Source organism: Levilactobacillus enshiensis (assembly GCF_007115095.1).
Taxonomy (GTDB): Bacteria; Bacillota; Bacilli; order Lactobacillales; family Lactobacillaceae; genus Levilactobacillus; species Levilactobacillus enshiensis.
Map to the genome: position 1 here is coordinate 26,194 of NZ_SULH01000009.1, position 12,431 is coordinate 38,624.

The 12,431-nt window shown below is 48.5% G+C and carries 17 protein-coding genes; 3 read left to right on the plus strand and 14 right to left on the minus strand.

All coding sequences use genetic code 11. The features are described 5' to 3' along the window. Positions 1-62 precede the first annotated feature (62 nt). Positions 63-1,160 carry an aminopeptidase P family protein gene (locus FAY32_RS09870; RefSeq protein WP_143463276.1) on the plus strand — a complete coding sequence of 366 codons (1,098 nt, stop codon included), beginning with the start codon at positions 63-65 and terminating at the stop codon, positions 1,158-1,160. A gap of 620 nt (positions 1,161-1,780) precedes the next feature. Here the strand turns inward: FAY32_RS09870 and FAY32_RS09875 are convergent. Beyond that, positions 1,781-2,182, minus strand: a complete 402-nt coding sequence (locus FAY32_RS09875; protein WP_225428334.1) for a hypothetical protein — start codon at positions 2,180-2,182, stop codon at positions 1,781-1,783. Positions 2,183-2,204: 22 nt separating this feature from the next. Further along, a complete protein-coding gene (locus FAY32_RS09880; protein ID WP_048732058.1) occupies positions 2,205-2,609 on the minus strand; it encodes a DUF948 domain-containing protein in 405 nt (134 codons plus the stop codon). A gap of 134 nt (positions 2,610-2,743) precedes the next feature. Between FAY32_RS09880 and FAY32_RS09885 the strand changes: the two genes are divergently transcribed. Then, positions 2,744-3,613 (plus strand): mechanosensitive ion channel family protein, encoded by an 870-nt coding sequence (locus FAY32_RS09885; protein WP_143463277.1) that lies wholly within the window; start codon positions 2,744-2,746, stop codon positions 3,611-3,613. Positions 3,614-4,103: 490 nt separating this feature from the next. Here FAY32_RS09885 and FAY32_RS14650 read toward each other — a convergent pair whose 3' ends face one another. From FAY32_RS14650 to murI, 5 genes are read right to left on the minus strand one after another with little or no spacing between them, the layout of a single operon-like run. Then, complete coding sequence (locus tag FAY32_RS14650; RefSeq protein WP_158727579.1) at positions 4,104-4,256, minus strand: hypothetical protein; 153 nt, start codon at positions 4,254-4,256, stop codon at positions 4,104-4,106. Positions 4,257-4,301: 45 nt separating this feature from the next. Continuing rightward, a complete protein-coding gene (gene cbpB / locus FAY32_RS09890) occupies positions 4,302-4,793 on the minus strand; it encodes a cyclic-di-AMP-binding protein CbpB (protein ID WP_143463278.1) in 492 nt (163 codons plus the stop codon). A 23-nt stretch (positions 4,794-4,816) separates the two neighbouring features. Then, a complete protein-coding gene (locus FAY32_RS09895) occupies positions 4,817-5,332 on the minus strand; it encodes a YfcE family phosphodiesterase (protein WP_143463279.1) in 516 nt (171 codons plus the stop codon). 3 nt (positions 5,333-5,335) lie between these two features. Next, positions 5,336-5,935, minus strand: a complete 600-nt coding sequence (locus FAY32_RS09900) for an XTP/dITP diphosphatase (protein ID WP_143463280.1) — start codon at positions 5,933-5,935, stop codon at positions 5,336-5,338. Between the two features lie 2 nt (positions 5,936-5,937). Further along, positions 5,938-6,768: a glutamate racemase gene (gene murI, locus FAY32_RS09905; RefSeq protein WP_143463281.1), complete on the minus strand. Its 831-nt coding sequence runs from the start codon at positions 6,766-6,768 to the stop codon at positions 5,938-5,940. Between the two features lie 188 nt (positions 6,769-6,956). Between murI and FAY32_RS09910 the strand changes: the two genes are divergently transcribed. After that, positions 6,957-7,466, plus strand: a complete 510-nt coding sequence (locus FAY32_RS09910; RefSeq protein WP_143463282.1) for a YslB family protein — start codon at positions 6,957-6,959, stop codon at positions 7,464-7,466. Positions 7,467-7,532: 66 nt separating this feature from the next. Here the strand turns inward: FAY32_RS09910 and trxA are convergent, their stop codons facing one another. The 7 genes from trxA to FAY32_RS09945 all read right to left on the minus strand — a co-directional run bounded on the left by trxA (position 7,533) and on the right by FAY32_RS09945 (position 12,425). Beyond that, complete coding sequence (gene trxA / locus FAY32_RS09915) at positions 7,533-7,853, minus strand: thioredoxin (protein ID WP_143463283.1); 321 nt, start codon at positions 7,851-7,853, stop codon at positions 7,533-7,535. Between the two features lie 192 nt (positions 7,854-8,045). After that, positions 8,046-10,409, minus strand: a complete 2,364-nt coding sequence (locus tag FAY32_RS09920; protein ID WP_143463284.1) for an endonuclease MutS2 — start codon at positions 10,407-10,409, stop codon at positions 8,046-8,048. After that, positions 10,406-10,981, minus strand: a complete 576-nt coding sequence (locus FAY32_RS09925) for a CvpA family protein (RefSeq protein ID WP_143463285.1) — start codon at positions 10,979-10,981, stop codon at positions 10,406-10,408. The genes FAY32_RS09920 and FAY32_RS09925 overlap by 4 nt, the downstream gene beginning before the upstream one ends. A gap of 1 nt (position 10,982) precedes the next feature. After that, on the minus strand, positions 10,983-11,258 hold the full coding sequence (locus FAY32_RS09930) for a cell division protein ZapA (protein ID WP_143463286.1): 276 nt from the start codon (positions 11,256-11,258) through the stop codon (positions 10,983-10,985). A gap of 140 nt (positions 11,259-11,398) precedes the next feature. Then, positions 11,399-11,710 carry a DUF1292 domain-containing protein gene (locus FAY32_RS09935; protein ID WP_048732080.1) on the minus strand — a complete coding sequence of 104 codons (312 nt, stop codon included), beginning with the start codon at positions 11,708-11,710 and terminating at the stop codon, positions 11,399-11,401. 8 nt (positions 11,711-11,718) lie between these two features. Further along, the gene (gene ruvX / locus FAY32_RS09940) at positions 11,719-12,156 is read right to left on the minus strand and encodes a Holliday junction resolvase RuvX (protein WP_143463287.1); all 438 of its coding nucleotides are present in this window, start codon (positions 12,154-12,156) and stop codon (positions 11,719-11,721) included. Further along, on the minus strand, positions 12,153-12,425 hold the full coding sequence (locus FAY32_RS09945) for an IreB family regulatory phosphoprotein (RefSeq protein ID WP_020088343.1): 273 nt from the start codon (positions 12,423-12,425) through the stop codon (positions 12,153-12,155). Before FAY32_RS09945 ends, ruvX begins: the two co-directional genes overlap by 4 nt. Positions 12,426-12,431 lie beyond the last annotated feature (6 nt).

Genomic DNA, 12,431 nt, shown 5'->3' on the forward strand with positions numbered 1-12,431 from the left:
TGCCAACTAAATAGGCCGGGAACTTATGCTATAATAAACACATCTTTTGAAGGGGTGATTGAATGACTAAACTCGAACAAATCCAGCAATGGACAGCAGAACAACACGCTAGTATGACGTACCTGAGCAATCCAAAAACTATCCAGTATCTCACTGGTTTTGGGAGTGACCCCATCGAACGGGTCCTTGCCCTGGTTATTTTTCCAGACCAAGATCCATTTATCTTCGCACCAGCCCTAGAGGTTGAAGTGATTAAAGCGACCGGCTGGAAGTTCCCAGTTATCGGCTACTTGGACCACGAAAATCCATGGGCTATGATTGCCGACCAAGTAAAGCAACGCCATGTCAATCCCGACCACATTGCACTGGAAAAGGGACAACTCCAGGTTGCACGGATGGAAGCTTTGGCTGCGCAATTTAGCAACCCCCACTTCGACTTAGATATCACTAGCTTCATTGAACGGATGCGTTTGATCAAGTCCGCCGAAGAAATCAAGAAGTTAGAAATCGCTGGTAAATGGGACGATTTCGCCTTTGAACATGGCTTCGCAGCCGTCAAGGCGGGCAAGACAGAACAATCTGCCGTGGCCGAATTACAGTACGCCTTGATGAAGGAAGGTATTATGGAAATGTCCTTCGGCAGTCTGGTTCAAGCTGGCGCCCACGCCGCTGAGCCACATGGTGCCACGAACGATACTAAATTTGAAAACAATGAATTGGTCTTATTTGACCTCGGAACCGTCTATGATGGGTACATTTCTGACGCCTCTCGGACGGTGGCCTTAGGGACTCCAACGGCCAAGGAAAAAGAAATCTACGATGTTTGTTTGGAAGCGCAGCTGACTGCTCAAGCCGCTGTTAAGCCTGGGATGACCGCCGCCGAGCTGGACAAGATTGCCCGGGACATCATCACCAAGGCTGGCTACGGCGAATACTTCATTCACCGTCTCGGCCATGGAATGGGCATGAGTGACCACGAATTCCCATCCATCATGGCAGGCAACGACCTGGTTCTTGAACCTGGCATGTGCTTCTCCATTGAACCAGGGATCTACATTCCAGGAGTTGCTGGCGTGCGGATCGAAGACTGTGTTCACGTCACGGCCGATGGGAGTTTACCATTCACGCACACATCTAAGGAACTCACTTACGTTGGTTAATTAGCGGTTGAAAGATAAAATTCAGGCCTCATCTCAGTATGGGTAAGCCGTCGCACCGTTAAATTAGACTAAATTGTGCGCACTCCGGTTGCCAGGGATGGAGCCGGCCTTCTCCGGCGCTGACTGTGTGTTATCACGACAACGGCTGTAAGGAACGATTACTTAACGTTTTTCGGTCCACTTGATCACGACAATTATAGTTAGTCCCAGTGTCGTCTGAAAACACAATGTAAGCCGAGAGGTCGGCAGCTATGGGCTCAGGCGCGTCGTTCTACTTAGTCAGTAAGTGAATTTTCTTGCCGGCTTAGTAGATGTAGACTCGGTCTTTCGAGGCTTCAAGTTGTGTTCGCACCGATCCAGCCCATATCTGCCGGCCGGTAAGGCGACTCAACCGCTATGTTGCCTACTTTTAGGACCACCGTTGTTGGTAGAACAGGTATGCACCGTACTTTGAACTTTCAACCTTTTATTGGTTAATTAGAGTTTGTTTCGATAGTCCTTGTCAACTTGACGAGGGCTATTTTTCTACCACCAATTATGCGACGCTTAGTCACACCTGCTAGCACCTACCAAATTAAAAAGCCGCGGTCATTAGCCACGGCTTTCCCTTTAAGTCTAACTTAGTCTTCAGCGGGCTTGTCGTCCGCCTTATCGGAAGCATCCTCTGCTGGCGTAGCCGTGGTTGGTTCTACAGCTGCATCCTTGGCCTCTTCATTTGGTAAATCGTTGACTTCATCGCTACTTAAAACAATGTCATCATCTTCATCATCAACCGTGTCCTCGCCGTCTTTCCAGGCTGGTGCATCAGTCTTACCGGCTAAACGGTCATCCAAGGCTTCCTTGAAGTCATCCGCAGCATCTGCGGCGTAAAAGGCATAATCCACAGCGCGGTCCTTGAATGCATTGTAACGGTCGCGTGCAGCACCCTTTAAGGCTTCACGTTGTTCCAAGTCAAGTGCGTGATAAGCTGCATAAGCAGCGCCACCCAATAACAATCCTGCTAATAACTTGTGTTTTGCCATACTCGTGACTCCCTTTCCGTGATTAATCTTTGTTTTTATGATTCCGGTATAAATCAAACGCGGTCTTGCCGACACGGGTCGCTAACGACGCCTTAGCCGTTTGTTTAGCCGTATCCCCCACGCGTTCGGTAAGATTGCGGGTCGCCGTGTTTAGGTCAGAAACACTTTCGCCCAAATCAGCGGCAGCTTGGAAGACGGGATCGATGGTCGCCACCTTCTTGTTGACATCCTCTAACAACTCGTTAGCATTTGCCATGATGTTTTCGGCCTGGTGACTGATTACGTCAACGTCCGAAGTCATCGTTTTCATTGAATGATTGAGTTCACCCAATGTCTTGTTCATTTTTACTAAGAACATGCCAATGAAGAGGACCAAGATTAAAAACGCAATCGCTGCGATCAGGCCCGCTACTTGTCCACCGGTCATGACAACCCCTCCTTGTACTCGTTACTTACCAATAGAATAGCATTCTCAGCGCTTACACGCAATTAAAACCCCGAATCAGATTAAAATCTGCTACACTAGAGAATAAACTTAGATTGTAAAGGAGGCCCATCGCCTTGATGGCCCTAGTTACCACGACCGCCACCTCTTCCAAGTGGCTTCAAAATTATTTTAAATCCTTTGACTGGGATAATTTCATGCATCTCATCACCAGTCGCTTCGTCACACTCCTCTTCTTGACCCTGCTCTTTCTGGTGATCAACTGGATTGGTAAGGCCATCTTACGCCGGAGTTTCAAACGTTATCTGAAACCCAGCACCGAGGGGAGCAACCGACTCCAAACCATTAGCATGCTGACGATGAACATTTTCCACTATACGATTATGTTCTTCTGGATCTACGCCATTCTTTCCACATTAGGCGTCCCCGTCGGCACACTAGTTGCTGGTGCCGGAATTTTCAGTTTAGCTTTAGGCCTCGGTGCTCAGGGGTTCGTCAGCGACTTGGTCACTGGAATCTCGATTCTGTTTGAACAACAATTCGACGTCGGCGACACCGTTAAAATTGGGTTGATCGAAGGGACCGTGTCCGCCATCGGACTGCGAACCACGCAAGTCACCAGTGCCGATGGGACCGTCAACTTCATTCCCAATCGCAATATTACCATCGTTTCCAATCGGTCACGTAATGATATGCACGCGACGGTTAACATTCCGATTGCATCGACCACGCCGGTTGAGAAATTTCCTGCAATCATTCAAGCGACAAATGACCGCTTGATTCCAGAACACCCCAGCATCATCGGTACGCCCACCGTCATGGGGGTCGTGACCCTCCCCACCGGTGAATTAGTCTATCAAATCATCATCGTTGCTAAGAGTGGCAGTCAGTTCCAGCTACAAGCTACGTTCCTGACAGCCTACCTCAAAGCCATTCGGGAAGCCAATATTCCGTTGCCGACTCACGCGACGGTACCCGCCAAATAAACAAGTTACTCTCGAGCTGTGACTCCGGTCATGGCTCTTTTTTCGAATCTCGAACAAAATTCCTCCCTTTGTCCTCTCCAAGTTTATAGGGCTAAAGATTGAGACTTCCAAAATGCCAGTCATACCTATCCCAGCAGCAACATTGATCCTAAGATTAGGCAGCCTGGTGGTGGGACCCCAGCAGCTATGAACTGAATTCCTAGCAGCCGGAGTACGCCCATTTTAGCCTAATTTATTCGCGCAATACCGTTAGTCAAAAAGTAAATTCTCTGGGGCATAACTCAAAAATCAGCTTTTTCAGAAAGTCTTTTTCTGAAAAAACTGATTTTATTTTTGGCCATTATCGTGTTGAAACGTGCGCCACAAGGCAGTTTGTTGCACTTAACCCGAGAACAGAATTATGCCAAGACTAGGCATAACCCCTGTTCTCACGTTAATGCTCGCAAACTAATCGCCTGATGGTCCACTCTCTCACAAAAACAATATCCAATTACAGTCGCCACCAGTCGATCGTACTGAAAATTGCCAGTACGAACAGAATGACAAATGACGAGTAACTACCAGTGCCTGTCGCAGCCATGATGGCTAAGCCAATCGTGAACAGCCACAGAATAGCAATTAAAATACCTAATCCGATTTTCACGGCGGTCCCTCCCTCACGAAATACAGTTTCTTGGTTCAAGACCCCTTATTTATCAGCTTGCCCTGCCTTATCGGTCAGTGGCGTCACCTCATAATAGTTATTCAAATTATGCGCTAAGTAATTAATCCGTTTTAAAATCTCACGGCGCGTAATAATCCCCTGAAAGACGTTATCCGCATCGACTAGCGGAATAAAAGGTTCATCAATCAGGTAGTTTAAAATCGTTTCTAATTTAGTGGGATCATCTACCCAATGATCGACCGGCAGCATAGCGTCGGCGACCGTGTAGTTGCTGAGCTGATCCACCGCGGCGCCGGGAACCTGCAAGAGTTGGTTGGTAATCGCTGCCAGGGAAATCATCCCCTGTAAGTGATCATCTGCGTCTAAGACGGGAATCCGACTGTAACCCACCTTGGATAAAACCATGATGGCATGCTCTAAAGTGTTGGTCGCTGTGACATTGGCGACGACATCTGCGGGAATCACATAGCTTTTCTTTTCCTTGCGCAACAGTTGCTCGACGGCTGCGTCAATCATACGTCAACTCATCCTTTCTGAAACTAACGGTCAAAAGTGAACTTTAAATCGGCCACTGGTTGGGCGTCTCTGGTGTAATACTGAACCACCCACTGTTCCGGTGTCACCGTAATGACCGCGCAAGTTCCTCCCAATTGACGAAACTCGCCTCTAGGTTGACTGATGCTACCCGGATTGACGAAAACATGGCCGCCAACCTGTTCGGTCGCCAATTCATGGGTGTGACCAAAGAATACCAGGTCTGCTTGTTCTTGGTCGGCGTGGAGCTTCAACTTGGTCAGATCCCAGTGAACGGCGTCATAGTGACCATGCGTCAATAGCACTTTACAACCATCCACGGTCGGCGTTTCCACCAACGGCAGCTGACTGTCATAATCCATATTGCCCTGAACAACGTAAACGCCCTTGAACCAAGGGTCTGTGGCATCCATTTCCGAATCGCCACAGTGAAAAATCGTGTCTGGTTGCAACGCCTGCTTCAACGTGACCAGGATATCCCGGTCACCATGATTATCACTCACGACTAACCAACGTTTCATGGTTTATTCCTCCCACCATTGATCGAACTGCGGTAACATGGCCGCCGTCGCCTTAGCCCGGTGACTGTGCTGGTTCTTCTGGGCCAAGCCCATCTCAGCAAAGGTTTGGCGCTCCGCTGGCACGTAAAATAACGGATCATAGCCAAAGCCATCGTGGCCCCGCGGGGCTGTTAAAATTTCACCACGAACTTCCCCCGTCGTCACCAGTTCCTTACCATTTGGCTTAACTAAGACCAACGACGTATGAAATGCCGCCGTCCGCTTCTCCTGCGGAACGCCTGCCAAATTAGCCAACAATTTCTCATTGTTTTTCGCATCATCATGGTCCCCTGCGTAACGGGCCGAATAGATACCTGGTTCACCATTCAACGCATCGACCATCAGTCCAGAGTCATCGGCTAAGACGGGAAGCTGGGTCTGCTGGGCCACGGCAGTTGCTTTTAATTTGGCATTCTCCGTGAACGTCTTACCCGTTTCTTGAACCTGTTTTAACTCGGGAAAATCAGCCAACGTCTTCACGGTCAGACCCTTGGGTTCAAAAATAGCGCGAAACTCGCGGGCCTTACCGGGATTCTTCGTTGCAATTACAATTGTATTGGTCATCACTAAACCTCCGTTGCGGTCAACTCCAGCGTTTTAACCGGTAGATGAGCCACCTTAACTGGTGCAACATCCAGCCATTGACTGGCTAATTCATTAAACTTTGAAACATCCCCTGTAGTGAAATAGTCAGCCGTTCCTGCTGTCACCGTAGAATTCAGTAATTGATCCTGCACCAACAGCTGACGAGCAACTTCAGCGGTCGCTGCCCCCGGGTCAACTAGCAGAACATCTGGCCCAATGGCTGTTTGAATGGCTGCTTTCAACAGTGGAAAGTGGGTACACCCCAAAATGAGGGTATCGATGTTTTGCCCCTTGAATGGTGCCAAACTGTCATCAACCACTTTTTGGGCATGACTTGATGTTAAATCATTGGCCTCGGCTAACGTGACTAAGTCTGGACAAGCCACACTGATGACCGTATTTTCTGAATCAGCCGCCAAAATTTTTTGCCGATACTGGTCGCTCTTGACCGTTCCCGCCGTGGCGATAACTCCAATCCGATGATTCTTGGTCACTTTAACTGCCGCCTGGGCACCCGGCGTAATCACACCAACGACTGGAATGGGTAACTCCGCTTGCATCGTTGTCAAAGCTGCTGCTGTAGCTGTGTTACAAGCAATCACCAGCATCTTAATGTTTGCCTGTTGTCTTAAGTACGCCGCAATCTGCCGCGTAAAGGTCGTGACCTCTGCCACTGACCGTGGTCCATAAGGGAGCCGCGCTTGGTCCCCTAAGAATACCGTATTCTCGGTTGGTAATAACCGTTGTACTTCTTTTAATACCGTTAAGCCGCCGACTCCTGAGTCCATTAGTCCAATTGGATCACTAGGCATGAATCAACGCCTCCTCTCAATTACTTGAAACTATATTATCGCCTTTTTATGAACCGGTTTCAAGTTTCGTGGTAAGCAAAACGTCCAATCCACCTAAAAAAATGCTTAAATTTAGCGTGAAGGCAACCTCATAGAAAAATTAAGGTATAATAAAATTAGAATATATACGGATGAAGGAGCCAACCATTGTGAAAAACTTATACCAAACTGTCATGGGCGATGCTGAAGGTGCCGCCTACCTCCCACAATTAATTCTTCGCGATGCTTTGTTACCAGAATTACTGGGTGACGATCGCGGGGCAATTAACTATTGGGCTGGAAAATCACTTGCCCGTCGTTTTCCACTGGGGAATCCCAAGGACGCTAGTGTCTTCTTCGAACAAGCCGGCTTTGGTACCCTAACACTACTCAAACAAGATGATCGCGTCTCCGAATGGCAGTTAAGTGGTGAACCCGTTAAGCTTCGCAAACGCCTAAACGCTGAGGAAGGGTTCACCCTTGAAGCTGGCTTTTTAGCAGAAATGATGGCTCAACAGCTTGGTGTCGCCACGGAATCCGAGTTGACCGACGCCCCCCGCAAGTTACGCGATGAAGCTGTGATCTTCAACGTCTACACGGATCCCAGTGATATTATTCCAGACTATGATGCGCCAGCGCCTTTAAAACTCGTGTACCCGAATGATTCAGCACAAGACTAGCCTTTAAGTTTAGCCTAAAAAAGCGACTGCCAAAATTTGGTAGTCGCTTTTAATAACGTCAAAAACCTACGCTTCAACGTACTGATCTAAAATTTTCTTCAGTTGGTCTTTAGAGTGGTAACCCACGATTGAGTCAACGACTTGACCATCCTTTTTCACGAGTAGTGTGGGAATACTCATGATTCCAAATGATTGTGGTGTGTTCGGATTGGCATCAACGTCCATCTTGTTAAAGGTCACGTTGTCCATCTCACCCGCTAATTGTTCAACGACTGGTGATTGCATCCGACATGGACCACACCAAGTTGCCCAAAAGTCGGTCAGCGTTACGCCCTTAGCCGTGTCCTGTTCGAAGGTCTTATCCGTTGTTTCTGCTACTACTGCCATTCCTAATTACCTCCTAGATTCTCATTGATAGTCCTAGTCTACCAGAATCTGTCCCAATCACCAACTAAGTTGCTTACAATTTATTAGTGTTATGCCATTGATTGCGCTGATGGTCGCGCTAGTGGGCTAAATTTCGTCCGGCGAGCACCAGAAATTCTGGCTAGCGTCGGGCTCGAATCACCTTGCCCATCGCTACTTGAACCGGACCACCGTTGAGCCGTCGCCACCCGCGTTGGCAGGTGAGAACCCGAAGCTCTTGATCCGACTGTTACTTTGCAAGTATTCCGTAACCCCTTTACGCAACGCACCGGTCCCCTTGCCATGAATGATCGTGACGGAAGGATAGCCCGCTAACAACGCGCTATCAATGTAACGGTCCACCTCAGCCATCGCCTCTTCGTAGCGGTGACCCCGGAGATCCAGTGTCGGTGACATGCCGTTAGACCCCGTCCGTTTGATGCTGGCCTTAGGCTGTTTCTTGGATTTAGCAGGATCTTTTGCCTTTTCCAAATCGGCATTGGCAATCTTCATCTTCAAGATTCCCAGTTGAACTTCCCAATGATTGTCATCGAGTTGTTCCATCAAAACCCCAATTTGGCCGTACGATTTCACTAAGACGCTGTCGCCCTTGTGAAAGTCTAGTTTAGCCTTTTCGCGCCGCAGAACCCGGTTCTTTTTGAGCTTGGTGTCCTGTTGCAACGCATTCAAAGCTCCCTGAGCAGCAATTAATTCGTCTTCCTTAACAACACTTTGACCAGCCGCTAACTGTTTCTTACGCAAATCGGAAATAATCTGGTTAGCTCGCTTGCGGGACTCATCAACCAACCGGTTAGCGTCCCGTTTAGCATCCAGCATCAACTGATCCTTCTGATGTTGGTAACCGTCAAATTGCTTCTGCAACTCGGCGTGTAATTCGTCTGCTTCGGCCAACTGTGTGTGGAGACTCTCCGCATCAGCATCGACCCGCCGTTTCTGTTCGGTCAAGTCAGAAATCATGGCATTCAAGTCTTGACTATCCTGATCGGTCAACCCACGGGCGGCAGCAACCACTTGACTCGGCATGCCTAAACGGGCAGCGATGTCTAGCGCATTACTACGACCGGGAATCCCAATCAGTAAGTGATACGTTGGCTGTAGCGTTTCACCGTTAAATTCCATGCTGGCATTGATCGTATCTGGGCGGTTGTACCCATAAGCCTTCAGTTCTGGATAGTGGGTCGAAGCCATGACGTAACTGCCCAGCGTTCCGATCTCATCCAAAATGGCAATGGCCAGTGCGGCCCCTTCTTGCGGATCGGTCCCCGCACCTAATTCATCGACCACGATCAAACTTTTTTCATCGGCTTGTTTAAGAATCGCCACGATGTTTTCCATGTGACCCGAGAACGTACTCAAACTCTGTTCGATGGACTGTTCATCCCCGATATCCGCAAAGATATCATCGAAGACCCCAATCACACTATTTTCATTAGCCGGAATAAATAGACCAGATTGGCCCATCAATTGAACCAACGCCAATGTCTTCAGCGTAATCGTCTTCCCACCGGTGTTCGGCCCAGTCACGATAATGGCCTTATAGTCCTTACCAATCGTGATGTCGTTAGCAACGACCTTCTTCTGGTCGATCAGTGGGTGGCGTGCTTGGCGGAGACTAACTTGATTGTCTAAAGACAACTTTGGTTCTGTGGCCTTCAAGTGATGCGCATATTTGGCCTTAGCATTGATGAAGTCAAAGTGGCCCAATAACTCGGCATTCCGCAGAATTTCGTCTTGATAAGGTTCCAGCAACGCCGTCAACTCGGCTAGAATCCGTTGTTCTTCATGGCGCTCGTCAATCTGGTTTTGCCGTAACCGGTTGTTCAAGCCCACCACCGCTTGGGGCTCGATGAACAGTGTCTGACCACTAGCACTTTGGTCATGGACGATACCACCGAATCGCTGCTTGTATTCTGCCCGAACGGGAATCACGTATCGGTCGTCACGAATCGTCACAATGGTTTCACTCAGATACTTGGCATCCTTGCCCCGCGTATACTGGTCCATCGTACTCCGAATAGCCGCTTCTGTTTGGGCAATGTGCTGGCGAATCTGCTTGAGGGCTGGGGACGCCTCATCAGTAATGTGACCGTCGCCTTCTAATGACGTTCGCAAGCGCCGCGTCACGTCAGGCAACGTGACCAACTCTTTCACCACGCGATCTAAGCGACGTAAAGTGACCTCTTTGTCGGCCAAATCACGGAAAAACTTCACGACCGACCCAGTCGTCCACAGTACCCGGCTGATCTGTGCCAATTCCACCCCGTTTAGGACGGCTTCCATTGCGAGCCGGTGTAAATGCGGCCGAATGTCATCTAGTTTAGGCAACGGAATTCCGTTTTCCAGCCGGTAAATATCCGCCCCATCGCGAGTTTCATCTAACCAAATCTGTAATTTTTTCGCATTTGTCGTTGGGGATAGCGCGTTTAATTCGTGTTGTCCCGCAGCGGAGACCAAATAAGCCCGGATGGCCTGTTTGATCCGCTCATATTCCATAATCTTTAACGTTTTTTGATTCATAGGACGCCTCTCTCTCCCGAACCGGTTGCAGTTGTCTTTTGTTTCTGCTCAGTTAGCCACCAGTTGAACACCCGCTTAGATAGCACCGGCGTCTGTTTAACGATCCACTGTGCCACTGATGAAGACTGGTAACTACTCTGAAATCCCGAAATGGGTACTAATATTAATAAGTTTAAGGTCAAAAAAATGACCACGTAGCGAATGACCAAATTGATCAGACCACCCGCTAGTGAATTGACCTGGTGAATCACGGGTAGCCATGTGACTTTGTTCAACCCGTAAGCCACTCGGTGGACGATAAAATACCCGACTGTCAGAATTGCGGAGAACGCCAACCCGTTCAAAAAGAAACTACTACTTTGACTAGCAGCCACGGCACTCACCGAATTGTCCAGTGACAGGTTACCGACAAACTGACCAATACCTGCGGCCAGTGGCTTCGCACCAAAGCGAGCGGCAATCCACACGATCAAGTAGCCAATCGTGGTCAAAATTTGTAAAACTAACCCCCGCCGATAACCCCGGCGAAAGCCAAAAATCAGAATCGCTAAGATAATCAGACTTAACAGCAAATTAGTCCTCCGTTTTTGTTTCGACAGTCTTGGCATCATCGGTCGTTGCCGACTGATCGCTGGCTGCCGCTAATTTCAATTGATCAGAAATCGCATTAAATGCCATCAAAATGGCCGCGTCTTCCTTACTCATGTTAGGTGCCAGTTGCTTGAGCTGCGTCAATTGTTCATTTAAGACGTCGGTTACCGCCCGCATGTGCTCATCCGTTGCCTGACCCACGATCGTATAGGATTTCCCCGCAATCACGGCCTTAAAGCGGTGTGTATCTTCAGTCATTTTAAATTCCTCCTGTTTAGCATAACGTCTTATTTTACCATTAATTCGGTCGCTAAGACACGTTTGGCGTCCCATCCCACAGGCAATTGATCATAACAAAAAAGACCCGAGACGTCCGTCCCAGGCCCTTTGCGCAATGACTAGCCTTGCTTACCGGCATTAGGATCAATCGTACCGTCTGCCAAGAAGGTGTTCAGTACAGATTCAACCATATCCCATTCTTCGTCGGACTCGATCAATTGCAGGTCGCCGCCAGAAGGGTTTGCTGGATCATCGTCAGCTGGTAAAGCGTACGCTTGGATGTCAACTTCTTCATCGTCGCTCTTACCTGAAGGGTAAATCAAAATGTATGACTTACCAAAATCGTCAGATTCAAAAGTAAACAGGACATCGTATAACTCTTCGTTACCATTTTCATCAACTAATGTGATTTGTTCTTGGTCTTCGTTCATGGGAAACCTCACTTTTCTCGGGTCAATTTTCCGTGCCGATCTAAATAGTTCTGCAGGATTAACCCGGCTGCTAATTTATCAATCACTTTTTTCCGCTTACGGCGTGACGTATCAGCTTGTTCCACTAACATACGCTCCGCTTCAACGGTTGTCAACCGCTCGTCTTCAAAGTCGACGGGCAGGTCAAATTGGTCGGTCAACATCTCGCCATAATGCTGCGATGCTGCCGCCCGGGGCCCCAACGAATTGTTCATGTTCTTCGGTAGCCCCACGACAAAGCCCTGCACGTCATGCTCCTCGACGAGCTCAGCTACGCGGTCCAACCCAAAGATCTTTTCCTCTTCGTTGATTGGAATAATTTCAATTCCCTGAGCCGTCCAGCCCAGAGCATCACTAATTGCGATCCCGACAGTCCGGGATCCTACATCTAACCCCATTAACTTCATGACGGTTTCACCGGCCCATTCTGGTTCAAGTAAACCCGAACCAGTTCTTCGATGATCTCATCACGCTCATGCTTGCGAATTAAGTTCCGCGCATCATTGATACGTGGAATATACGCAGGATCGCCCGATAGTAGGTACCCGACAATCTGATTAATTGGGTTATAACCCTTTTCCTCTAGTGCTTGATAAACCGTTACCAGTGTATCGTGAACATCCTTTGGTTGGTTAGCCCCAAAGTCAAAATACATCGTTTTGTCTAATGAACTCACTATAAA

Excerpts from the sequence above, each read along its gene's own strand:
- ruvX (WP_143463287.1), bottom strand. The coding sequence starts at position 12,156 with ATGAAGTTAATGGGGTTAGATGTAGGATCCCGGACTGTCGGGATCGCA.
- FAY32_RS09880 (WP_048732058.1), bottom strand. The coding sequence starts at position 2,609 with ATGACCGGTGGACAAGTAGCGGGCCTGATCGCAGCGATTGCGTTTTTA.
- FAY32_RS09900 (WP_143463280.1), bottom strand. The coding sequence starts at position 5,935 with ATGACCAATACAATTGTAATTGCAACGAAGAATCCCGGTAAGGCCCGC.
- FAY32_RS09920 (WP_143463284.1), bottom strand. The coding sequence starts at position 10,409 with ATGAATCAAAAAACGTTAAAGATTATGGAATATGAGCGGATCAAACAG.
- FAY32_RS09870 (WP_143463276.1), top strand. The coding sequence starts at position 63 with ATGACTAAACTCGAACAAATCCAGCAATGGACAGCAGAACAACACGCT.
- cbpB (WP_143463278.1), bottom strand. The coding sequence starts at position 4,793 with ATGATTGACGCAGCCGTCGAGCAACTGTTGCGCAAGGAAAAGAAAAGC.
- trxA (WP_143463283.1), bottom strand. The coding sequence starts at position 7,853 with ATGGCAGTAGTAGCAGAAACAACGGATAAGACCTTCGAACAGGACACG.
- FAY32_RS09895 (WP_143463279.1), bottom strand. The coding sequence starts at position 5,332 with ATGAAACGTTGGTTAGTCGTGAGTGATAATCATGGTGACCGGGATATC.
- FAY32_RS09875 (WP_225428334.1), bottom strand. The coding sequence starts at position 2,182 with ATGGCAAAACACAAGTTATTAGCAGGATTGTTATTGGGTGGCGCTGCT.
- FAY32_RS09930 (WP_143463286.1), bottom strand. The coding sequence starts at position 11,258 with ATGACTGAAGATACACACCGCTTTAAGGCCGTGATTGCGGGGAAATCC.
- murI (WP_143463281.1), bottom strand. The coding sequence starts at position 6,768 with ATGCCTAGTGATCCAATTGGACTAATGGACTCAGGAGTCGGCGGCTTA.
- FAY32_RS09935 (WP_048732080.1), bottom strand. The coding sequence starts at position 11,710 with ATGAACGAAGACCAAGAACAAATCACATTAGTTGATGAAAATGGTAAC.